The organism is Kitasatospora sp. NBC_01300, assembly GCF_041435235.1.
Taxonomy (GTDB): Bacteria; Actinomycetota; Actinomycetes; order Streptomycetales; family Streptomycetaceae; genus Kitasatospora.
The window spans coordinates 995,421-1,018,970 of sequence record NZ_CP108408.1 but is presented as its reverse complement, the minus strand read 5'-3'; the positions used below and the strand labels follow the sequence as shown (position 1 = coordinate 1,018,970).

The 23,550-nt window shown below is 73.8% G+C and carries 13 protein-coding genes; 6 read left to right on the top strand and 7 right to left on the bottom strand.

Translation table 11 applies throughout. The features are described from left to right. Positions 1 to 138: 138 nt before the first annotated feature. Complete coding sequence (locus OG556_RS04320; protein ID WP_371515938.1) at positions 139 to 798, top strand: HAD family hydrolase; 660 nt, start codon at positions 139 to 141, stop codon at positions 796 to 798. 41 nt (positions 799 to 839) lie between these two features. Here OG556_RS04320 and OG556_RS04315 read toward each other — a convergent pair whose 3' ends face one another. The 5 genes from OG556_RS04315 to OG556_RS04295 all read right to left on the bottom strand — a co-directional run bounded on the left by OG556_RS04315 (position 840) and on the right by OG556_RS04295 (position 4,365). After that, positions 840 to 974, bottom strand: coding sequence for a hypothetical protein (locus OG556_RS04315; RefSeq protein ID WP_371515937.1), 135 nt, complete (start codon positions 972 to 974; stop codon positions 840 to 842). Positions 975 to 1,126: 152 nt separating this feature from the next. Next, on the bottom strand, positions 1,127 to 2,233 hold the full coding sequence (locus OG556_RS04310; RefSeq protein ID WP_371515936.1) for a serine hydrolase domain-containing protein: 1,107 nt from the start codon (positions 2,231 to 2,233) through the stop codon (positions 1,127 to 1,129). Between the two features lie 194 nt (positions 2,234 to 2,427). Next, on the bottom strand, positions 2,428 to 2,787 hold the full coding sequence (locus tag OG556_RS04305) for an SgcJ/EcaC family oxidoreductase (protein WP_371515935.1): 360 nt from the start codon (positions 2,785 to 2,787) through the stop codon (positions 2,428 to 2,430). Then, a complete protein-coding gene (locus OG556_RS04300; protein ID WP_371515934.1) occupies positions 2,784 to 3,089 on the bottom strand; it encodes a muconolactone Delta-isomerase family protein in 306 nt (101 codons plus the stop codon). The genes OG556_RS04305 and OG556_RS04300 overlap by 4 nt, the downstream gene beginning before the upstream one ends. A gap of 70 nt (positions 3,090 to 3,159) precedes the next feature. Beyond that, positions 3,160 to 4,365 carry an MFS transporter gene (locus tag OG556_RS04295; RefSeq protein WP_371515933.1) on the bottom strand — a complete coding sequence of 402 codons (1,206 nt, stop codon included), beginning with the start codon at positions 4,363 to 4,365 and terminating at the stop codon, positions 3,160 to 3,162. Positions 4,366 to 4,472: 107 nt separating this feature from the next. Here OG556_RS04295 and OG556_RS04290 point away from each other — a divergent pair, with 107 nt between their 5' ends. Further along, positions 4,473 to 4,997, top strand: a complete 525-nt coding sequence (locus OG556_RS04290; protein ID WP_371515932.1) for a MerR family transcriptional regulator — start codon at positions 4,473 to 4,475, stop codon at positions 4,995 to 4,997. On the opposite strand, the gene OG556_RS04285 is transcribed toward OG556_RS04290, so the two are convergent. Then, positions 4,954 to 6,192 (bottom strand): cytochrome P450, encoded by a 1,239-nt coding sequence (locus OG556_RS04285; protein WP_371515931.1) that lies wholly within the window; start codon positions 6,190 to 6,192, stop codon positions 4,954 to 4,956. The genes OG556_RS04290 and OG556_RS04285 overlap by 44 nt on opposite strands. A gap of 193 nt (positions 6,193 to 6,385) precedes the next feature. Next, positions 6,386 to 9,592 (bottom strand): M28 family peptidase, encoded by a 3,207-nt coding sequence (locus OG556_RS04280; protein ID WP_371515930.1) that lies wholly within the window; start codon positions 9,590 to 9,592, stop codon positions 6,386 to 6,388. 302 nt (positions 9,593 to 9,894) lie between these two features. On the opposite strand from OG556_RS04280, the gene OG556_RS04275 reads away from it, so the two are divergent. The 4 genes from OG556_RS04275 to OG556_RS04260 all read left to right on the top strand — a co-directional run bounded on the left by OG556_RS04275 (position 9,895) and on the right by OG556_RS04260 (position 23,547). Next, positions 9,895 to 11,355 (top strand): helix-turn-helix domain-containing protein, encoded by a 1,461-nt coding sequence (locus OG556_RS04275; RefSeq protein WP_371515929.1) that lies wholly within the window; start codon positions 9,895 to 9,897, stop codon positions 11,353 to 11,355. A 356-nt stretch (positions 11,356 to 11,711) separates the two neighbouring features. Then, complete coding sequence (locus OG556_RS04270; protein ID WP_371515928.1) at positions 11,712 to 12,569, top strand: sterol desaturase family protein; 858 nt, start codon at positions 11,712 to 11,714, stop codon at positions 12,567 to 12,569. Positions 12,570 to 12,638: 69 nt separating this feature from the next. After that, positions 12,639 to 21,881, top strand: coding sequence for an amino acid adenylation domain-containing protein (locus OG556_RS04265; RefSeq protein ID WP_371515927.1), 9,243 nt, complete (start codon positions 12,639 to 12,641; stop codon positions 21,879 to 21,881). After that, positions 21,868 to 23,547 (top strand): phytoene desaturase family protein, encoded by a 1,680-nt coding sequence (locus OG556_RS04260; RefSeq protein WP_371515926.1) that lies wholly within the window; start codon positions 21,868 to 21,870, stop codon positions 23,545 to 23,547. Before OG556_RS04265 ends, OG556_RS04260 begins: the two co-directional genes overlap by 14 nt. Positions 23,548 to 23,550 lie beyond the last annotated feature (3 nt).

Here is a 23,550-nt window from a genome sequence, read left to right as displayed (position 1 = left end):
TCGGCGACAGTCCCACCCAGTCTGTTCGACCCCGCACCGCCAGCGGAAGGTACGCCAGGGCACCATCCGATGTCCCCAGGGGCCACACCCGTCGTCAGCTGGCCGAGCCCGGGCTGATGGCTTAGCTAGGCTGTCGGCATGATTCGCGCAGTGGTGTTCGATGTCGGCGAGTGCCTGGTGGACGAGACCCGGGAGTACGGCACCTGGGCGGATTGGCTGGGCGTGCCTCGGCATACCTTCGTGGCACAGTTCGGGGCGGTGATCGCCGAGGGGCGCGACTATCGCGAGGCCTTCCAGGTCTTCCGCCCCGGTTTCGACCTGTACGAGGAACGGGGGAAGCGGGCGGCGGCCGGTCAGCCCGAGACGTTCGGCGAGGAGGACCTGTACCCCGACGTCCGCCCGACTCTGGCCCGGCTCCGCGCGGACGGCCTCTGGCTGGCCATCGCCGGAAACCAGACCGTGCGGGCCGGGGTGATCCTTCGCCGGCTGTTCTCCGACGACGTCGACCTGATCGGCACGTCCGACGGCTGGGGCGCGAGCAAGCCGGATCCCGCCTTCTTCGAACGAGTCGCCACAGTGGTTCCGGCCGAGCCGGACGAGATCCTCTACGTCGGCGACCGCCTGGACTGCGACGTCCTGCCCGCCGCCCGCGCGGGGATGGGGACCGCCCTGATCCGCCGGGGGCCGTGGGGCTGGATCCAGCAGCACGACCCCGCAGCCGACCGCGCGACGTTCCGGATCGACTCGCTCGCCGAGCTGCCGGAGCTGATCGCGAAGGCTGACGCCGGAGCGAACTGAGCGTCGCGGAGCACGAGTAGAGGCGGCAGAGGGATTGGCGTTCAGACGATCTTGCGGGGGGCGTAGGCGTGGCCCAACTTGGTGGCCGCGCCCAGGCGGTGGTTTCCGTCCTGGATGCTGATGCCGCCCCCGTCGACCCGGATCTTGATCGGTTCGGGCGCGGCACTGTTCGTCATGCCGGTGAGGGTGGAGTAGGTCTTGCAGGCCGGCCCGCCGCGCTCACCCGAGCGCGGCGGGCCGGCCGTGTCGCCAGTGCTGCGACCGGGAAGGTGCGCCGGGCTGCCTGGGCCTCGGGCGTTGCGCGCCGCGCACCGGACGGTTCCGGTTGTCAGCCGGCGAGCGTGGCGTTGACGAGTGCCTTGATGTAGGGGAGGTCGTTGCCGGTCCCCGCCGGGTTGAGGGAGTACACCACGCGGTGTCGGAGGTCGCGGGTGGCGAAGACGCCGTTGTCCCAGCCGGGGCGGGAACCGGTCTTGCCCCAGGCGTACTCGCCGTTCGGGAGCTGGTAGCGCATGAGCCCGCCGATGCTGTAGCAGGCCGTTCGGCCGACGCAGTTGGTGTTGTCGGCGGCGTTCGACACGTTCGGCACCTCGAACACCAGCTTCTGCTGGGCGGGCGGGAGCAGGCGGCCCCGGAACAGCGCGGTGATGAAGTGGTCCAGGTCGGCGGCGGTGGAGATGATGCCTCCCTCGGCCCACGGGTACGGGCTCTGCTCGGTCACGTCCTGTCCGTCGAGGTACACCTCCGCGTGGGGCGAGGGGATGGTCGGGTCGTCGGCGGCGGGCAGGCTGGTGTGGCTCAGGTGCAGCGGCCGGATGATCCTGTGCTCCAGCTCGGTGGTGAGGGAGTGGCCGGTGACCTTCTCGATGATCAGGCCGAGGACCAGGGAGTTGAGCCCGTTGTACTGCTGCTCGGTAGGGGGCGCGAGCGGCACGTCGGTGGCTGCGGTGAACGAGGCGCGCAGGAGGTCTTCGGGCGTCACGGACTTGAGCTGCCATCCGGGTCCGTCGGTCGGGTCGGGAGTCCGGGCGGGCTTGGGCAGGCCGCTCGTGTGGTCGAGGAGCTGGCGCACGGTGACGCGGCCGTACGCCTGGGGCAGCACCTCGGGGACGTACTGCCGTGCCGGTGTGTCCAGGCCGATCCGGTGCTCGGCGACGAGTTGGAGAGCCACGGTGTTGGTGAACACCTTGGTGACGCTGCCGATCCGGAGGTAGGCGTCGGCGGTGACCGGGCCGGCGGTGGCGTCCACCCCGTCCTGCCTGATGAGCGCGCCCGCAACGACGGCGTCGGGCAGGTGGTCGAGGATGCCCTGGACGGTCGGGTTCACCAGCGCCGAGGCGTTGGAAGCAGGTGTGCCGGCGGCCGCCGGCAGGGCCGCGCCGGTGGTGAGTGCGGTGGCCAGGGCGAGGGTGGTGACAGCGAGGCGGATGCTCATCGGGGTTTCTCCGGGGCGGCGTTGACGGACTTGTTGACCGCGTCAACTCTGCTGCGTCCAGCTGCCGTCGCCCATCGGTGATCACCCTGACAACAACCCTGGACTGCCCCTGGGGGCGATCAGACGATCTTTGTTCCTGCCGGGTTGCTCTGACCGGCCCGACGGAGCACGGCGGTGGAATGTGATGGCGCAGCTCAGGGGAGCAGGGAGACCTGGTAGTGGGCGATGGACCAGCCGTCGGGCGAGCGGCGTAGCAGGACGCCGAGGTTGACGGTGAGGGTGGGGCGGTCGGGGAAGGCGAAGTCGACGGCCAGGTAGCCGAGGAGGAGGTCGTCGGTGAGGCGGCGGGTCTCCAGGACGCGGTAGGCGGCGGTCATGCCGGGTGGTTGGGAGGCGTAGTACTCGGCGATGCCGGTGCGCCCGACGGTGTACGGGTGGAGGCCCTGGAAGATCGCGTCCTCGGTGAAGCAGGCGGCGACCTGTTCGGGCCGGTGGGCGTCGACGGCGGCCTTCCAGCGGTCGAGGAGGTCGCGCAGGACGGCCGCGTCGTTCATCGGGTGCCTTCCGGTCGGCCGGGGTCGTTGGGGTGGGGGGAGAGCGGGGTGACGGTGTCCTGGCGCCATACCCGCAGGGGCATGGTGGCGAGCGCCTGTTCCAGCCGCTCCTCGTCGGGGGCGCTGAACAGGCCCCAGGTGCGCCATTCGCCGGGGGCGAGCGGCGGGCGCCAGAGCCGCAACAGGACGCCCTGGGCGGCGAGTTCGCCCGACCGCCGGGCCTCGCGGGCCCGGATGTCGGCGATCGCCTCCTCGGGGGTTCCGTCCGGGACGGTGGTCACCATGTCGACCAGGAATTCCATCGGCGTCCTCTCGTACGGGTCTACCGGAGTATCGAGGGGCGCGGCTGCCGGGAGTGCGCAGGCACGCCGGTCACGGCCGGGCGTCGTGGCCGGCGCGCAGGCTGAGGACGGAGCCGGCCAGGAGCAGGCCGACCATGGTCAGCAGCGGGGCCGTCCAGGAGCCGGTGGCGCTGTGGAGGGCGGCGATGAGGGCGGGGCCGGTGGCGGCGAGGAGGTAGCCGCAGGTCTGGGCCATGGTGGAGAGCGCGGCGACGTGGTCGTGGTCGGTGCCCCGGCGGGCGAAGAGCACGGCGGCCAGGGCCTGGCCGCCGCCCATGCCGATGCCGAGGATGCCGGTCCAGAGCGGGGCGCCGGTGGCGGGGGCGAGCACGACGCCGAGCAGGCCGAGGACGCAGACGGCCACCACGGCGAGCAGGTGCGGCCGCTGGTCGGTGCGGGCGGCGGCGAGGACGGGCGCGAGGAAGCCGCCGACGGCGAGGCCGAGGATGAGGACGGCCTGGTCGGTGCCGGCGGCGGTGCGGCTGAGGCCCGCGTCGACCAGGATCGAGGGCAGCCAGGCGAGGGTGGCGTAGAAGACCAGGGTCTGGATGCCGAAGAAGGCGGTGAGGCTCCAGGCGAGCGCGGTGCGGCCGACGGGTCGGCGGTGCACCGGCGAGGTGGCGGCCGGTATCCGCCGTTCCACCCGCAGTTGCGGTGCCATGCCCGCCGCCGCGAGGACGGCCGGGAGGACGGCGAGGGCGATCGCGGCCCGCCAGGACCACGCGTCGGCGACCGGCGCGACCAGGGCGGCGACCACGGCCGACCCGGCGCCCATCGCGAGGGCGTAGACGCCCATCATGGTGCCGATCCGCCGGGGTGCGAAGCGGGCCCGGACGAACACCGGGATCAGTACGTTGACCACTGCCACCGCGATGCCCACCAGCACCGTCCCCGCGTAGAGCCCGGGCAGGCCCGCCGTGCGCAGCAGCGCGCCCACGACGAGCAGCACGCTCGCCCAGAACAGCCCGCGCTCCTCGCCGATCCGCCGCCGGGCGAGGGCGCCGAGCGGGGCGAACAGGCCCATGCACAGCGGGGGCAGCAGGCCGAGCACGGTGACGGTGCCCTGGCCCCAGCCGGCGACCGGCGCGAGCGGTCCGACCTGCCCGAACGCGACCCGGGTGTTGAGGCTGAGCAGGACGAAGCCGATGACGAGCAGCGCGCCGGAGGCGGGGGCGGCGCGGCCGGGTGAGGTCCGGCTGGGGGCGGAGCTGGGGGCGGAGGCGGTGCTGAGCGGCATGAGCGGCGAACCCTTCGCTGCGGCAGGAAGTTAGGCTTGCCTAAGCTTTCACGCTCAAGTGCGCTTGAGTGCAACCCGCCGACCGTGACCTGTGAAGGAGACGAAGCGTGGAGCAGCTCTACTCGATCACCGAGGTCGCGCAGGCCTTCGGCCTCTCCGTCCCGGCCCTGCGCTACTACGAGGACTGCGGCCTGATCACCCCCGCCGCCCGCCGCGGCCGGGTGCGCCAGTACGACCGGGCGGCCCTGGAGCGCCTCGCCCTGGTCCAGCTCTGGCACGTGGACGGCATGATCCCGCTCGCCGGGACGGCCGCCGTGATGGCCAGCGAGCAGGCGGCGGAGCGGAAGGCGCTGCTGGCGGCGCAGCGGGACGAGATGACGGCCCGCGCCCGCCGCCTGGAGCGGGCCGCGGCCGTCCTGACCCACATGCTCGACTGCCACCGCGACCGCCCGCTGGACTGCCCGGTCACCCACGCGCACATCGGTGCCCGGGTCGACGCCGCCCTCGCCGGCGAGGAACTGGCCGACGACTTCCTCCCGCCCGCGCCCCCGCCCCCACCCGCGACCGTTTCCGGGACCGGGACAGGACCTACCCCAGCACCGCCGGCGTCGGCCCGTCGGGTCGCACGGTGATGCTGTAGGCGGAGCCGGTCGGGACGGAGCGGAACCGCACGGTGTGGGCGGGCAGCAGGAGTTCGAGCAGCGCGGTGGTCTCGCGGACGGCGAACTGGGTGCCGAGGCAGGCGCGGGCGCCGAGGCCGAAGGGGAGGTACGCGCCGTGCTGGGTGGGGCGGGTGCCGGTGGCGGTGAAGCGGGCGGGGTCGAAGCGTTCGGGGTCGGGCCACAGGGCCGGGTCGCGGTGGGTGAGGTAGGGGCAGACCAGGACTTCGGTGCCGGCGGCGATGTGGTGGCCGTCGATCACGTCGTCCTCGACGGCGTGCCGGGGGAGCAGCCAGGCCGGGGGGTAGAGCCGCAGGGTCTCGCTGACCAGGGCCTGCGGGTCGGCGCCGCGCGCCTCGGGGTGGCGGTCGAGGAGGAGGAAGAGCCAGGTGAGGGTGGTGGCGGTGGTCTCGTGCCCGGCGACGAGCAGGGTGACGAGTTCGTCCCGGATCAACCGGTCGGTGTACTCGGGGTGCTGGGCCGCGGCGTCGAGCAGGACCCGCAGCACGCCGGGCTCCTCGACGTCGCCGGCCGAGCGCGCCGCGTCGATGGCGGCCAGCGCGACGGCGTCGATCCGGGCGAGGTCGGCGGCGACGGCGTCCCGGGCGTCCCCGGCGTCGGTGGGCAGGGTCGGCATGGCCGCCACCACCCGTTCCACGCAGCGGAGTTCATGGTCCGTGCGGTCGTCCAGCGGCAGCCCGGTGAGGGCCCGCCAGACGGTGTCGAGGGCGAATCCGCGCATCTCCTCGCCGAGGTCGAAGGTCTCGCCGGTGCGCGCGTACCCCTCCCAGCGGTCGGCCGTCCGGCGGGCGGCGGCGGCGATCCGCTGCTCGTAGCGGCGCATCCCGGTGCCGGTGAACTGGGACTGCAGCAGCCGCCGTTGGCGCTTCCAGGCGTCCCCGCTGGCGGAGAGCACGCCGTCGCCGACCAGCATCCGCGCGCGGTGCGAGCGCTTGACGTAGCGGTCGGGGTGGCGGCCGAGCACGTGCTGCACGGCGGCCGGGTCGGTGACCAGCACGGTGGGCGTGGGGCCGAGCCGGAAGGCGGCGATGCCGCCGATGCCGCGCTGCGCCCGGGCGAGCAGGTCGACGAGGTCGGCCTCCTCGCTGCGCCACTGCTCGACGGCCTCGGCGGCCAGCTCCGGTACGGGGCGGGTGTCGGTGGTCACCGGGAGTCTCCTCGGGGGTCGGCCGTCGTGGGCGGGCGGCCCGCCCCGCAGCCGACTGTACGTCAGCCGAGTGGCGGACCGGTTACGTCCGGTGACCCGGGGGTGCGCCCGGCGCACAGCTGCGCCGCGATCCGTCCCCCTCGACGGACCGCGGCGCAGCGGCTTACGGGGTGTCAGGCGGGTGCCCTACGGGTCACACGGCCTGCCACAGGGCGGGGACGATCGGCGGCTCCCAGCCGACCTGGGCGGTGTGACCCTGGATGCAGCGGTAGCTGACCCCGTTGTAGGTCACGACGTCGCCCGCCTGGTAGGTGGTGCCGGGCGTCCAGGTGCCGCCGGGGTTGGTCGGGCCGTTGCCCACGACCAGCGAGAAGCTGGTGCTGTGGGTGGCGGAGCCGGTGCCGGTGAGCGTGATGCTGTAGGTGCCGGCCGCCGTGTTCGCGGCGGTCGCGATGGTCAGCGAGGCCGAGGCGCCGGACTGCACCGAGGACGGGCTGAAGGAGACCGTCACGCCCGCCGGGGCGCCGGAGGCGGTCAGGTTGACCGTCTGGGCGGAGCCGGAGGTGGTGGCGGTGGAGACCGTCGCGGTGGCCGAGTCGCCGGGGTTGACGGTGGCGGTGGCCGGGTTCACCGCGAGGGAGAAGTCGTTGGCGGGGGTGGTGCCGCCGACGGAGGTCTTCCAGATGGTGTAGGCCACGCCGTCGGCGCTGCGGTTCAGCGCGGTCGGGTCGATGTTGCTGGTGGTGTCGCAGGACTGGTGGTAGCAGGAGTCGTACGAACGGCCCGCGCTGCCGCCCCACTTGGTCGCCTGGCCGGAGGTCTTGACGGCGTCGGCGCCGGCCGCGTAGCCGGAGGTGGGGATGCCGGCCTGCTGGAAGGAGTAGTCGTCCGAGCGGCCCTGGCCCTCGACGTTCTCCTCCGGCTGGAGGTTGAGGGAGTCCCAGTAGGCCTTCATCGGCGCGGCGGCGGCGGAGGTGATGTTGTTGATGAAGTAGCCGGCGTTGGGCGAGCCGACCATGTCGAAGTTGTAGTAGGACTTGATCGCGGAGCGCTGGGTGGAGCTGAGCTGGCCGACGTAGGACTGCGAGCCCTGGAGGCCCTGCTCCTCACCGGTCCACCAGGCGAACCGGACGTGCCGGGTCAGGGTGGGGTTCTGCTGGGCGAGGACGAGGGCGTTCTCCAGCAGGGTGGCCGAGCCGGAGCCGTTGTCGTTGATGCCGGGGCCGGCCGAGACGCTGTCCAGGTGGGCGCCGAACATGGTGACCTGGTCGGCGGGGCCGCCGGGCCAGTCGGCGATCAGGTTGTTGGACTGGTAGGTGCAGGAGGTGCAGGTCTGCTCGGTCACGGTGTAGCCGGCGGCCTGCAGCTTGCCCTTGATGTACGCCACGGACTGGCTGTGCCCGGCGCTGCCGGCCCGGCGGTTGCCGCCGTTCTGGTTGGCGATGGTGTTCAGCTGGGTCAGGTGGGCCTGGACCTTGGCGACGTCGATGTCGGGCGCGGGCCCGCCGGGGGTGCCCCCGCCGCCGACGGTCAGGGTGTACTGGGCGGTGTGGGTGGCCGCGCCGGCGGTGCCGGTGACGGTGATCACGTACGTCCCGGCCGGGGCGCCCGAGGAGGCCGACAGGGTCAGCGTCGCGGACGAACCCGTCTGCACGGAGGAGGGGTTGAGCGTCGCGGTGACCCCGGTCGGGGCGCCCGAGGCGGTCAGGTTGACGGTCTGCGCGGTGCCCGAGGTGACGGCGGTGGAGACCGTCGCCGTGGTCGAGGCGCCGGGCTGGACCGAGCCGGAGGCCGGGCCGAGCGCGAGCGAGAAGTCGTTGTTGCCGGACGGCGTGCAGGTCGGGTCGCCGCTCTGCGCGGGCAGGCTGATCGCGTCCCAGGCGGCCTTGGTCCGGTTGAAGTAGTTGCAGGTCGGGTCGAGGTTCTTGGCGGCGGTCAGGGTGGTGGTGCGGTACCGCTTGTAGGTCATGCCGCTGGTCTTGAGCAGCATGCCGCCGTAGAAGATCTGGCCGGCCTGCTTGACGCCGATGCCGGTGACCGAGGAGTTGTTGCAGGTCGGGCTGGTGGGCTTGCCGCCGCCCGGGTTGGAGCCCATCGCCAGGAGGTAGAACCAGTGGTTCAGCGGGCCGGCGGCCGCGTGCACCTCGGTGCTGGGGATGGAGGAGGAGTAGCAGTTCGGGTCGTTGTTGACCAGCGAGGGCTGGTAGAGGCTGCGGATCGGCCCCTGGCCGACCAGGTTGACCTGCCGGCCGACCTGGTAGTCGGGGTAGTCGTAGGGCGCAGGCTGGTTGACGTACTCCTTGGTGAGCGCGCCGAAGATGTCGCCGGTGCCCTCGCCCAGGCCGTTCTCGTTGTTGGCGCCGCCGGGGGTGTACTGGTCGATGCCGTGGCCGAACTCGTGGCCGACGACGTCCTGGGCGGCGATCCACTCGTTGTTCTGGTTGTGGCCGATGGAGACGGAGCTGCCGTCCCAGTAGGCGTTGACGTCGTTGAGGCCGACCTTGACCGGCCAGCTGCCGCCGTTGCCGTTGTGGCCGTTGCGACCGAGCCAGTCGCGGAGCATGTCCCATTCCTTCTGGGCCGCCCACATGGCGTCGGCGCAACCGGTCTCCTTGCTGGAGGGGTTGCCGGTGCCCCAGGAGTCGGAGGACTTGCTGAACACCTGGCCGCTGCTGTAGTCGGAACAGGTCAGGCCGGGCCGGTTCGGGTCGCGCAGCGAGTACGAGCCGCCGGAGTTGGTGGTGCTGATGGTCAGCGGGCCGGGGCCGTTCCACTTGCTGTTGATGGTGCCGGCGCGGACATCGTCGTAGCTGTCGATCACCTCGCCGCTGGCGGCGTCCACGAAGACGTGCAACGTGCTCGGCGCGCTCTCGGTGCGGCCCTTGAGGACGGTCTCCCAGGCGAGCCGGCTCGCGCCGTCCTTGACCCGGACGACCAGGCGGCGTTCGGCCACCGAGTCCACCGCGGCCAGCTTGGTGCGCGCGGTCTTCTCCGCGTTCGCCGCGCTGACCTGCGGGGTTATCGAGCCGCCGACCGGCCCGGTGGCGGCCGACTGGAGGCCGCGGACCTTGCCCTGGCTGTCGGCGAGCACCACGGCGTCGCCGCCGACCACCGGCAGGCCGCGGTAGCTGCGGTCGTAGGCGACGGAGTAGAGGCCGCCGAGCCAGGGGGTGACGGCCCGGCGCTCGTAGGTCTCGCCGGGGCCCTTGGCCAGTGCGTCCAGACCGGCGGCCGCGGCCGCGTCGGCGGCGTTGACGGCTGCCGCGAGGGCGCTGGGTGGTGCGGGAGAGGGGGTGGGCGCGGCGGTGGCCGGCCCGGCCGTGGCGGCGATCATGCCGGCCAGCACGGTCAGGGTGGTCGCCGTGGTCAGCAACCGTCCTGTGGAAACTCTGCGTTGCATCGAGGCTCCTAGCATGTGGGGGTCCTCGACCGCGGACGGCATGGCTGGTGGCGCACCGCAGGGCCGTGTCTGGGGGACGGCCGTGCGGGCCGTCCGCGTTCGGGTGCCGGAACCCTCACACGGCGTCATGCTCTGGTCAATGGCTGGTGCACGCGATGCATAGGGTTGGCAAATTCCGTCAAGCTGGGCTTTTGCCCGAGTGGTTGAGACCACCTCATGTACGGACGGGGTGTCATCGAGTACCGTCCTGATGGTCGGGAGGTTGGCGAGGGGCCCGGGGGAAGCGACCGGAGGAGGCAGCCGTGCACCGGAACCGCGTGGCCGTGGCACCGGCGTCCGCACCTCCGTCCCCACCCGTCGCCCCGCCTACCGCCCCGTCGGCCCAGGAGCTGGGCGCCTGGCGGGACTTCGGCGCCCGGCTGCGCCACTGGCGGCGCCGGGCCGGACTCACCCAGGCCCAACTCGGCGCCGGCATCGGCTACGACCACACCGCGGTGAGCAAGATCGAGCACGGCGCCCGCCGGGTCACCCCCCGGATCGCCGACCGGATCGATGAACTCCTCGGCGCGGGCGGTGAGTTGCGGGCCGCCTGTCAGCGGGCCGAGACCGCCGAACTGCCCTCCCTGGCGCCCCTCGCGCCCGCCCTGCTGCGGCCCCCGCTGCCCACCGCGGCCGTGAACGGGCCCGGCGGCCCGGCCCGCTGGAGCGCCCCCGCCCAGCCGCCGCCCCGGCTGCCCGACTACGGCCTGCTCTGCCCGCTGCACGGCGCCGACGGCTGCGACGTCCCCGGCCCGGTCGAACTCGCCGCTCTGCACGCCGAGTTCTGCGCCGCGAACCCGGCCGCCGCGCCACCTCTGGACGCCGCCACCGCACACGCCCTCACCGGGCTGCTCGCCGCCCACCTGCGCTCCGGCGAGGCCGGCGGCCTGCCGGGACTGGCCGCCGCCGTCGAACGCACCCTGCAGGCCGTGCTCGCCCGGCTCGCCGCCGCCCCCGCCGCGCAGCGCCGTCCGCTCGCCCGGCTGGCCGCCGAGCACGCGCACGCCGCGGGCGCGCTGCGGATGCAGGACGGCCGCAACGCCACCGCGATGGCCTGCTTCGACCGCGCGCTCGCCTGGGCGGAGCTCGCCGGGGACCAGGCCACCCAGGTCGCCGCGCTGAGCGACATGAGCACCCTCGCCCGGATGGACGGCGACCCGGCCGCCGCCCTCGGCTACGCCCGGGAGACCGGCCGCGCCGCCCCCGGCCGGCACTGGGCCGGCGCGATGGGCCAGATCGGCCAGGCCCGCGCGCACGCCCTCACCGGCGACGTCCGGGCCACCATCCGGCACCTCGGCCGCGCCCGGCTGCACCTGGACCACATCGGCGCCCGGGACGAGGACGACGCACCCTGGCTCTCCATCGCCTCGATGCGGCTGCGGGTGGAGTCCGGCGCGGCCGCCGCGCTGCGCGACCTCGCCGCGGTCGTCGACGACCCCCGGCTGGCCCGCCGGGCGCTGACCGCGGCCGAGACCGCGCTCGGCCTGCTCGGCCCGGCCCAGCTCCCCTCCAGTCGTCTCCTCTTCACCGTCCGGGTGGCGGACTGCCACGCCTGCGCGCACGACCCGCAGACGGCCGTCCAGTTGCTCGGGCCCGCCCTGGAGACCGCCCCGGCGGCGGCCCTGCCGGCCCTGGTCGGGTACGAGCTGCGCGGCCTGCGCGACCGCCTCGCGGCACACCGCCCGGACGCGGCGTGGCGGCTGGCGGAGCTGGCGGGATCCTGACGGGCGGCGCCACCCGCACGGCCCGCGCCCTCGCGCCCGGCTCGCGCTCGCCCGGTGCCACCCGCGCCGTCCTCGCCGGACCGGGGGCCGGATCCGGGTCCGGACCGCTCCCTGTTCCAGGGGGGGGGCGTGCGACCTCGCCCGGCGCGGGTCCGACCGCGCTGCGCTCCGGTTTCTCCAACGTCTGCGAACAAACGCGCCCCTTTCGCGCCGGTCTTGTGTCAACTTCGTGCGCGGATCTTCCTCCGATCGGGTTATTTATGGCGTTAACACGTCGAATGACTGCCGTAGCTGACCGGTCCCGCTAGAGTCTCTGACGTTTCCAGTCATTAGTTCGCGAATAACCAAGGGGGCGCGTGCTGTCCGCCATTGCACGCCGGCTCGCTCATCCGCTTCTGCTCCTGGGGGTGCTGTGCACGGCCGTCGCCACACTGCACTTCCACTGGGAGCCCGACCGGGTCTCCCCGCTCGTGCTGGTCGGCGTCCTCGGGTACCTGGCCGTACTGGAGCGGGTGATCCCGTACCGGACCGACTGGCACCCGAGCGGGCGTGAACTGCGCTGGTACACCGTGTACTTCGTGCTGAGCATGGCCGGCGGTGCGATCGCCCAGGGGCTGGTGACGGCGCTGGTGCAGGTGCTCGGGACGGCCCATCCGGTGCTCCCGTTCGCCGTGGAGATCCCGCTCGCGCTGCTGGTCGGATCGCTCGGCGACTACCTCGTCCACCGCTGGTCCCACCAGAACCGGTGGCTCTGGCGCCTGCACGGCGTCCACCACGTGCCGGACAAGGTGAATGTCGCGAACAACGGCGTGAACCATATTCTCGACGTGTTCGTCGCGCAGTCCGTGGTGCAACTCCTGCTGTCGCTGATCGGCTTCTCGGCGGAATCCGTGTTCGTGGTCGGAATATTCATTCTTGCGCAGGGGTATTTCGTTCACGCGAACATCGACGTCCGCCTCGGGCTCCTCGGCCACCTGCTGGCCGGCCCCGAGCTCCACCGACTGCACCACAGCACCGACCTCGCTGAGGCCGGGCACTACGCCTCCGACCTCTCGCTGTGGGACCACGTGTTCGGCAGCTTCACCTGGCACCCCGGCCGGGTGCCCACCGCCGTCGGCCTCGCCGATCCGGCCGCCTTCCCGGCCACCGGCGAAGTGGGCGCCACCCTGCTGCACCCCTGGCGCCAGGTGAAGACCACCGAGCCGTCCGTCTGACCCTGCCCGCGAGGCCGCTCTTCCTCCGCCCGTGTCCGCGCCGCCACGCCATCACCCTCGGATTGGATCATGACCACCTCGCCCTTCGCCGTGCCCTGCGACCGGATCGCGATCACCGGCATCGGCTGCCGCCTGCCGGGACACGCCAACGACCACCGGACCTACTGGCGCAACCTCGTCGAGGGCCGGGACTGTCTCACCGCGACACCCGCCGACCGCTACGACACCGGCACGCTGGGCAGTCGGGACCGGTCCAAACCGGGCCGCCTGATCGGCGGCCGGGGCGGATACATCGACGGCTTCGACACCTTCGACCCGGACTTCTTCGGCATCAGCCCGCGCGAGGCCGAGCACATGGACCCGCAGCAGCGCAAGCTCCTGGAGGTGAGCTGGGAGGCCCTGGAGGACGGCGGCCTGCTCCCCGGCGAGCTGGCCGGCCGCGACGTCGGCGTCTACATGGGGGCCTTCACCCTCGACTACAAGATCCTCCAGTTCGCCGACCTCGACTTCCGCACGCTCGCCGCGCACACCGCCACCGGCACCATGATGACGATGGTGTCCAACCGGATCTCGCACTGCTTCGACTTCCGCGGCCCCAGCGTCTCGATCGACACCGCCTGCAGCTCCTCCCTGGTCGCGGTGCACCTCGCCTGCCAGAGCCTGCTCCGCGGCGAGACCGAACTCGCCCTGGCGGGCGGCGCGTTGCTGCACATGGCGCCGCAGTACACGATCGCCGAGACCAAGGGCGGCTTCCTGTCCGCCGACGGCCGCTCACGCGCCTTCGACGCCTCCGCCGACGGCTACGTCCGGGCCGAGGGGGTCGGCGTGGTCGTCCTCAAGCGGCTGTCGGACGCGCTGCGCGACGGCGACCCGGTGCACGCCGTCATCCTCGGCAGCGGCGTCAACCAGGACGGGCGCACCAACGGCATCACCGTCCCCAGCGCGGACGCCCAGGTCACCCTGATCGAACGGGTCTGCGCCGAGGCCGGGGTGCTGCCCGGCAGCCTCCAGTACGTCGAGGCGCACGGCACCTCCACCCCGGTCGGCGACCCGATCGAGGCGGCCGCGCTCGGCCGGGTGCTGGGCATCGGCCGCCGCCCGGGCGACCGCTGCTACGTCGGCTCGGTCAAGACCAACATCGGGCACACCGAGGCCGCCGCCGGCGTCGCCGGGCTGATCAAGACCGCCCTCGCCCTCAAGCACCGGCGGATCCCGCCGCACCTCAACCTGGAACGGCCCAACCCCGGCATCGACCTGGCCGCGCTGCCCTTCGACATCCCGACCGCCCCGGTCGACTGGCCCGAGCACGAAGGACCGGCCCGGGCCGGCGTCAACTCCTTCGGCTTCGGCGGCACCAACGCGCACGTCCTGCTGGAGGAGCCGCCGAGCGCCGGGCCCGCCGCCCCGGCCCCGCAGCCGGCCTGCACCGTGCTGCCGCTGAGCGCCAAGGACGCCGCCGGGCTGCCCGAACTCGCCGCCGGAATCCGCCGGGAGCTCGCCGCCGGGGTGCCGCTCGACGACCTCGGCCACACCCTGGCGCACCGGCGCCAGCACCTGCCCGAGCGGCTCGCGGTGGCCTACTCCACCCGGGACGACCTGGACGAGGCGCTGGCCGCCCACGAGCGCGGCGAGGCACACCCCCGGGTGCTCCAGGGCCGCGCCCGGGAGCGCCAACAGCGCCGCCTCGCCTGGGTGTTCACCGGCATGGGCCCGCAGTGGTGGGGCATGGGCCGGGGCCTGTACGAGAACGAACCGGTCTACCGGGCGGCCGTCCAGGCCTGCGACCGGGAGATCCGCGAGCAGGCCGGCTGGTCCCTGCTCGACGAACTGCACCGCGACGAAGCCGACTCCCGGATGGCCGAGACCTGGCTCGCCCAGCCCGCCAACTTCGCCGTCCAGCTGGGCCTGTCCGCGCTCTGGCGCAGCCACGGCCTGCGCCCCGACGCGGTGGTCGGGCACAGCACCGGCGAGGTCGCCGCGTTCCACGAGGCCGGGGTGTACGACCTGGCCGACGCCGTCCGGGTGGTGCTGGCCCGCAGCCGCCTCCAGCAGCGGCTGGCCGGCACCGGCACCATGCTCGCCGTCGGCCTCCCGGAGGCCGAGGCGGAGCGCCGGATCCGCCCGTACCGGGCCCGGGTCTCGCTGGCGGCCGTCAACAGCCCCTCCACCGTGACCCTGGCCGGCGACACCGACGCGCTGCGCGAACTCGCCGAGGAACTGCGCGGCCAGGAGGTGTTCACCCGCTTCCTGGACGTCGAAGTCCCCTACCACAGCGTGCGGATGGACCCGATCCGGGACGAGCTGACCGCCGCGCTCGCCGCGCTCAAGCCCAACGAGGCCCGGCTGCCGCTCTACCTCACCGCCCGCGAGGGCCTCGCCCGCGGCCCCGAACTCGACGCCGGGTACTGGTGGGACAACGTCCGCAACCCGGTGCGCTTCCGCGCCGCCGTCGAACGGATGGCCCAGGACGGGCACGGACTGTTCCTGGAGATCGGCCCGCACCCGGTGCTCGGCCACGCGATCCGCGAGTGCGTCGACGGCGCGCACGCCCTGCCGTCCATCCGCCGGCACGCCGACGAGCCCGCCTGCCTCACCCGCTCGCTCGCCGAACTGCACACCCTGGGCGTCGAACTGGACTGGCGTGCCCTGCACCCGGCCGGCCGCCCGGTGCCGCTGCCCGGCTACCCGTGGCGGCGCGACCGGTACTGGGTCGAGCCGAGCGCCGTCCGGCAGGTCCGGCTCGGCGAGGTCGACCACCCGCTGCTCGGCCGCCGCACCGCGAGCGCCCAACCCACCTGGACCACCGCACTCGACCCCGAGCGGCTGCCCTACCTGGCCGACCACCGGATCGAGGGCCAGATGGTCTTCCCGGCGGCCGGGTACCTGGAGATGGCCGCCCAGGCCGTCCGCGCCCTCACCGGCGGCACCGAGGTGGTGCTCGCCGAGATCGAGCTGAACCGGGCCCTGTTCCTCTCCGACACCGAGCCCACCCCCGTCCAGCTCGGCTACGCGCCGGAGGACGCCCGCTTCACCATCGCCTCCACCCCGGCCGGCGGCGAACCCGTGGTGCACGCCGGCGGCCGGGTCCGCACCGGCCAGCGCCGCGCCCACGGCCCGGCGCTGGACGCCGAGGCGATCCGCGCCCGCGGACAGCGCTTCGACGGCCCCGACTGCTACCGGCTCCTCGCCGCCCGCGGCTACGACTACGGGCCCGCCTTCCAGGCCGTCCAGGAGGTGTGGGCGAGCCCCGGCGAGGCACTGGCCAGGATCAGCCCGACCGACCGGCTCGGCCCCGAGGCGGCCGACCACCAGCTCCACCCGGTGCTGCTCGACGCCTGCTTCCAGACCCTGCTGGCCACCCGGCTGCTCACCCCCGAGGACGGCGGCGTCCGGCTGCCGGTGTCCATCGAGGAGGTCCGGCTCGACCAGGCCGGCGACCGGCCGCTGTGGGCGCACGCCACCGTCACCCGCGAGGGCGGCGGCGAACTCGTCGGCGACCTCGCCCTGTACGCCGAGGACGGCACCCCGGTCGGCCGGATCACCGGCTTCCGGGTCGCCGACGTCGCGCAGGCCCCCGCCTCGGTCGGCCTCGCCACCATCGACGGCTGGCTCACCGAACTCGCCTGGACGGATGCCCCGGCCGCGCCCGCCGACCAGGACCTCGGCGACCTGCTGCTGTTCGCCGACGCCGGCGGCCTCGCCGAACGCCTCGCCGCGCTGGCCGCCGAACGCGGCGCCCGCTGCCACCTGGTCCGCCCCGGCACCGACTACCGGCCCGGCGACGGGCGCTCGACCGTCCGCCCGGACTCCGCCGAGGACCTCACCCGGCTCCTCACCGACCTCGGCCCCGGCTACCGCACCGTCGTCCAGCTGTGGAACCTCGACCAGCCCGCCCTCGACACCACCACGGCCGACCGGCTCGACCGGCTCGCCACCCTCGGCGGCTACGCGCTGATCACCCTCGCCCAGGCCCTGCCCGCCGCCCTCCCGGACGCCCGGCTGCACATCGTCACCCGGGGCACCCAGGCCGCCGACCCCGACGACCGGGTCGAACCGCTCGGCGCACCCGCCTGGGGCATCGGACGGGTGCTCTGGCAGCAGGAACTCGTCGCCCAGCGCGGCACCCTGATCGACCTCGACCCCGCCGCCGACCCGCTCGACCAGGCCGAGGTGCTGCTCGCCGAACTCGCCTCCCGGGACGAGCAGGAGATCGCCCTGCGGGCCGGCCACCGCCGCACCAGCCGGCTCCGCCGGGCCGAGGGCCTCACCCGCCCGCTGCCGCCCGTCCTGCGCCCCGACGGCAGCTACCTGGTCACCGGCGCGTTCGGCGCGCTCGGCCGGCTGCTCTGCCGCACCCTGGTCCGGCGCGGCGCCCGGCGGCTGATCCTGGTCGGCCGCACCGCGCTGCCCGAGCGCGACCAGTGGCACCGGACCGACCCCGCCGGCCCGGCCGGGGAACGGATCGCCTTCCTGCGCGAACTCCAGGCGCTCGGCGCCGAACCGCTGCTCGCCCCCGTCGACGTCACCGACGAGACCGCCCTCGCCGCCTGGCTCGCCGACTACCGGCAGCGCCAACGCCCGCCCATCCGCGGGGTGTTCCACCTCGCCGGGCAGGTCAAGGACGTGCTGGTGCCGCAGATGGACCGGGCCGCCTTCGACGCCGGATACGCCCCCAAGGTGGTCGGCGGCCACCTGCTGCACCGGCTGCTGCGCGACGAACCGCTCGACCACTTCGTGCTGTTCGCCTCCGTCGCCTCGCTGCTCACCACCGCCGGGCAGACCAACTACGCGGCCGGCAACGCCTTCCTGGACGCCCTCGCCCACCACCGCCGGGCCGCCGGCCTGCCCGCGCTCAGCCTCGACTGGGGCCCCTGGGCCACCGGCATGATCGAGGAACTGGGCCTGGTCGCCCACTACCGCGACGCCCGCGGCATGAGCTCGCTCCCGCCGGACGCCGGCACGGCCGTGCTGGAACGCGTCCTCGGCCAGGACCGCGCCCAGCTGCTGGTCGCCACCGTGGTCGACTGGCCGACCTTCCTCGCCTGGTACCCCGCGCCGCCGCCGCTGGTCGCCGACCTGGCCGCCAGCGCCGCCGAGCAGGCCCCGGCCGAGACCGGCGGCTTCCTGGACGCCTACCGCACGGCGGATCCGCCGACCCGGCACCGGCTCGTCACCGAGCGGCTCACCGCCGCCGCCGCGGCCGTGCTGCGGATCGGCGCCGAGCGGATCGCCCCGGACACCAGACTCGGCGCGCACGGCCTGGACTCGCTGCTCGCGATGGAGCTGCGCGCCCGGGTGCACGGCGAACTGGGCGTCGCCCTGCCGGTGGTGGCGCTGCTCAGCAACGGCACCGTCGGCGACCTGGTCGACCTGCTCGTCGCCGGCCTGGCCGAGCGGCTCGACGCCGAGGGCGGCCCCGAGCAGGCCGAGGTCGAGCTGTACACCGACGAGGCCCGCTACCCGCTCACCCACAACCAGCAGGCGCTGTGGTTCCTGCGCCAGCTGCACCCGGACGGCTTCGCCTACAACATCGGCGGCGCGGTGGAGGTGCGCGCCGAGCTCGACCCCGAGCTGGTCTTCGCCGCCTTCCGCGCGCTGGTCGCCCGGCACCCCGGGCTGCGGGCCGCCTTCACCGCCGAGGAGGGCCGGCCGGTCCAGCGGATCCGACCGGAGGTGGTGGCCGACACCGGACTGTTCGACGTCGAGGGCCTCCCCTGGGAGGAGATCCACGCGCTGATCGTCGCCGAGTACCGGCGGCCGTACGACCTCGCGGACGACCCGCTGGTCAGGCTGCGGCTGTTCCGGCGCGGACCGGACCGCTGGGTCCTGATGAAGGCCGTCCACCACATCGTCTCGGACGCGATCTCCACCTTCACCTTCATCGAGGAGCTGTTCGAGGTCTACGAGGCGCTGCGGCACGGCCGCACCCCCGAACTCCCCGCCGTGGCCGCCCGCTACCTCGACTTCCTCAACCACCAGAACCGCTTCCTGGCCGGCCCCGACGCCCGGCGGATGCTCGACTACTGGCGCGGCCACCTGCCGGCCGAGATGCCCGTCCTCGCCCTGCCCACCGACCGGCCCCGGCCGGCCGTGCAGACCCACAACGGCGCCTCGGCGTTCTTCCGGCTCGACGCCGACCTGACCGCCCGCGTCCACGAGCTGGCCCGGGCGCACCACGCCACCCCGTTCATGGTGCTGCTGAGCGCCTACTACCTGCTGCTGCACCGCTGGTCGGGCCAGCAGGACATCGTGGTCGGCAGCCCCGTCACCGGCCGCACCCAGGAGGAGTTCTCCTCCGTCTACGGCTACTTCGTCAACCCGCTGCCGCTGCACGTCAGCCTGGCCGGGGAGCCGACCGTGGCCGAGCTGCTGGCCCGGGTGCGGGAGAGCGTGCTCGGCGGCCTGGACAACCAGGAGTACCCGTTCCCGCTGCTGGTCGAGCAGTTGGGGCTCCAGCACGACCCCAGCCGCTCGGCGGTGTTCCAGGCGATGTTCATCCTGCTCACCCACAAGGTCGCCGTGGAACGCTTCGGCTACCGCCTGGAGTACATCGAACTACCCGAGGAGGAAGGTCAGTTCGACCTGACGCTGTCCGCCTACGAGGACCGCGCGGACGGCTGCTTCCACTGCGTGTTCAAGTACAACTCCGACCTCTTCGACGCCGCCACCGTCGAGCGGCTGGCCGCGCACTACCGCAACCTGCTGGACGCCATGACCAGCGCCGGCACCGACCGCCCGGTCGGCCGGCTGTGGATGCTCGACGAGGCCGAACGCCGCCGCATCCTCACCGGCTTCAGCGGCGCCGACCGGCGGGCGGACCACGACACCCCGGTGCCCGAACTCGTCGCCAAGGCCGCCGCCGAACACCCCGAGGCCGTCGCCGTCACCGCCCCCCGCCCGGACGGCGCCCGCCGCCTCACCTACGGCGAACTCGACCGGCGGGCCCAGCGGACGGCCCTGCGGCTGCGCGAACTGGGCGTCGGCGAAGGCTCGGTGGTCGCGGTCTGCCTGGACAAGTCACCCGAGCTGATCGTCGTCCTGCTGGCGATCTGGCGGGCCGGCGCCGCCTACCTGCCGCTCGACCCCGGACACCCGGCCGACCGGCTCGCCTACCAGGTGACCGACGCCGGAGCCGCCCTCGTCGTGGTCGCCGAGCGGAACCCGTTCGGCACCGAGCCGCCCGTCCGCCCCGTCACCCTGGACGAGCTCGACCGGCCGGCCGCCGAGAGCGGCCCGCTGCCCGCCGCCGACCCGGACCGCCCCGCCTACGTCATCCACACCTCCGGCTCCACCGGCCGCCCGAAGGCCGTGCGGGTCGACCACCGCAACCTCGCCGCCGTCACCGCGGGCTGGCGCGCCGAGTACCGCCTCGACACCGAGGCCCGGGTGCACCTCCAGATGGCCGGGACGGCCTTCGACGTCTTCTCCGGCGACCTCGCCCGGGCGCTGAGCACCGGCGGCACCCTCGTCCTGGTCGACCGCGACCTGCTGTTCGACACCGCCCGGCTGTACCGCACCATGCGCGAGGAAGCCGTCGACTGCGGCGAGTTCGTGCCCGCCGTCGCCCGCGGCCTGCTGGCCCACTGCGAACGCGAGGGCCTGCGGCTGGACTTCCTGCGGCTGCTGGTCGTCGGATCCGACTCCTGGAAGGCCGCCGAGCACCGGCGGCTGCGCGCCCTGTGCGGCCCGGACACCCGGCTGGTCAACTCCTACGGCCTGACCGAGGCCACCATCGACACCAGCTACTACGAGGGCGGCGCGGACGCCCTGGAACCCGGCCGGATGGTGCCGATCGGCCGGCCCTTCCCCAACAGCGCGCTGTACATCCTCGACCACTACGGAGAGCCGGTACCGCCCGGGGTGCCCGGCGAGCTGTGGATCGGCGGCGCCGGTGTCGCCGCCGGCTACCCGAACGACCCGGAGCAGACCACCCGGCGCTTCACCACCCTGGAGCTCGACGGCCCGCCCGTCCGGCTCTACCGCACCGGCGACCTCGGCCACTGGGACGCCCACGGCACCGCCCACCTGCTCGGGCGGATCGACAACCAGGTCAAGGTGCGCGGCCACCGGATCGAGATCGGCGAGATCGAGGCCCACCTCACCGCCCGCCCCGAGCTCGCCCAGGCCTGCGTGACGGTCCGTGAGGACGCCACCGGCGAAGCCGTGCTGGCCGCCTACCTGGTCCCCGTCGAGGGGACCACCCTGGACCGCCGGGAGCTGCGCCGCCACCTGGCCGAGCACCTGCCCACCGTGATGATCCCCTCCCACCTCACCGAGCTGCCCGCCCTGCCGCTCACCCCCAACGGCAAGGTCGACCTGGCCGCCCTGCCCGAGCCCCGGATCGACACCGGCGGCGCGCAGCACGAACCGCCCGTCACCCTCTACGAGATCCGCACCGCCGAGCACTGGAGCAACCTGCTCGGCGTGGCGGAGGTCGGCCTCCAGCACGACTTCTTCGAGCTCGGCGGCAGCTCCATCCGGCTGATCGAGCTGATCCACCACCTGCAGGCCGAGTTCAACATCAGCATCCCGGTCGGCCTGCTGTTCAAGGTCACCACCCTGCACGGGATGGCCCGCACGCTGGAGCAGATCATCACCGGTGAAGTCGCCGGCGGGCAGCCGTACCTCTGGTTCAACCCCGGGGCGCCCGCGGGGCGGACGGTGTTCTGCTTCCCGCCGGCCGGCGGCCACGGCCTGGTCTACCGCCAGCTCGCCGCCCACCTGCCCGACCACCGGCTCGCCGCCTTCAACTACCTGACCGGCGACGACAAGACCGCCCGCTACGCCGACCTGGTCGAGGACCTGGAGGAGGCGGGGCCGTACGTCCTGCTCGGCTACTCGCTCGGCGGCAACCTCGCCTTCGAGGTGGCCCGGGAGCTCGAACGCCGGGGCCGTACGGTCAGTTCCGTCCTGGTGGTGGACTCCTACCGGATCCCCGAGCCCTTCGAGCTCGGCGAGGAGCACCTGGCCGTCTTCGAGCGCGAGCTCCACGAGCACCTGCACCGGCACACCGGATCCCGGATCGTCGCCCAGGAGACCCTCGAACAGGCCCGGGACTACCTGTCCTTCTGCAGTCGCACCCCCAACCTGGGCGTCCTGAAGGCCCCGCTCAACGTGGTCTGCGAGCGGGACCGGCTGGCGCTGCACGCGGGCGGCGAGCACGGCTCCTGGCACGGCGCCTCCCGCGCCGGCACCGCCGTCCACGCCGGGCACGGCAGCCACGCCGAGATGCTGGACGCCGAGTTCGCCGCCCGCAACGCCGAACTCGCGGGCGCCATCCTGGCCGGAGGCACCGCCGATGGCCGGGCCTGAGCGCGGACCGGACTGGTCGAGCCGCGAGCGGGCCCCCGGCGGCCCGCCCCGGGTCATCGTGATCGGCGCGGGCATCGGCGGGCTCTCCACCGGCTGCTACGCGCAGATGAGCGGGCTGGAGACCCGGATCTTCGAGAAGCACGTGCTGCCCGGCGGCTGCTGCACCGCGTGGTCCCGGCACGGCTACCTGTTCGACTACTGCATCGACTGGCTGATCGGCACCGCCGAGGGCACCGGGGCGAACCAGGTGTGGCGCGAACTCGGCGCCCTCGACGGCAAGTCGGTCACCCGCTTCGACGTCTTCAACCGCGTCGTCGACGAACACGGCCGCGCCGTCATCTTCTACGGGGACCCGGACCGGCTGGAACGGCACCTGCTGGCCACCGCCCCCGGCGACGCCAAGCCGATCCGCGCCTTCTGCCGGGACCTGCGCCGCTTCGCCGCCATCGACCTGCCCTGGGACCTCACCCCGCCGCCGCTGCGCGGCCCGGCCGAGCGGCTGCGCACCCTGCGCACCGTGCTGCCCGCGTTCCGGCTCTTCTGGCGGACCGCGACGACCCCGATGAGCGGCTTCGCCGAGCGCTTCCAGGACCCTCTGCTGCGGCGGGCGCTGCCCAACATGTTCCTCCAGGAGCCGGCCGGCTTCCCGCTGCTGCCGTACCTGTACACGCTGGCCGCCGCGCACAACGGCAACGCGGGCTTCCCGCAGGGCGGTTCGCTCGGGCTGGCCCGTTCGGTGGAGGAGCGCTACACCTCGCTCGGCGGGGTGATCGGCTACCGCTGCCGGGTGGAGCGGATCCTGGTCGAGGGGGACCGTGCCGTGGGCGTCCAACTCCGGGACGGCTCGCAGCACTTCGCCGACCACGTGGTGGCCGCCTGCGACGGGCCGACGGTGCTCGACCGGCTGCTCGAAGGCCGCTGGTCCAGCCCCGCCACCGACCGGCTGTACGGCGAGCTGCTGGACAAGCCCGGCAACCTGTACCCGGCCGTGGTCTCGGCCTTCGTCGGCGTGGACGGCCCGCTGCCCGAGGGCGAACCGCACAGCACCACCTACCTGCTGTCGCCCGAACAGGGCGCCCGGCTGCCCGGCTCGCTCCAGCACAGCCTGGTCGTCCAGCTGCGCTCGGACTACGCGGACGGCTTCGCGCCGCCCGGCAAGTCGGTGCTGCACTGCACCTACTTCAGCGACTACCGCTCCTGGAAGGACCTGCGGGTCCGCGACCGCCGCGCCTACCGCGCCCGCAAGCAGGAAGTCGCCGCGTTCGTCCGGGAGTTCCTGGAGCGGACGTACCCGGGGCTCGGCCGCCGGATCGAACTCGTCGACGTCGCCTCCCCGGTGACCACCGAGCGGTTCACCGGCAACACCTACGGCAGCATCCTCGCCTGGCAGGCCTTCTCCGAGGCCGAGGACGCCGCCAACCGGCTGGTCAACCGGGACCGGATGCGGCTGCCCGGTCTGCGCGGCTTCTCGATGGCCGGGCAGTGGGCCGGCCTCGGCGGTCTGATCCGCGCCGCCACCAGCGGCCGGTACGCCGCGCAGTACCTCTGCCGGGAGCTCGGCCGGCCGTTCCGGGCCTGGCCCAGCGACAACCAGGAACCTTGGCACGCGGGCAAGTTGGGCAAACTGCCGCAACTCGACCGGGCCACCGTGGGAGTGCCGGAATGACCG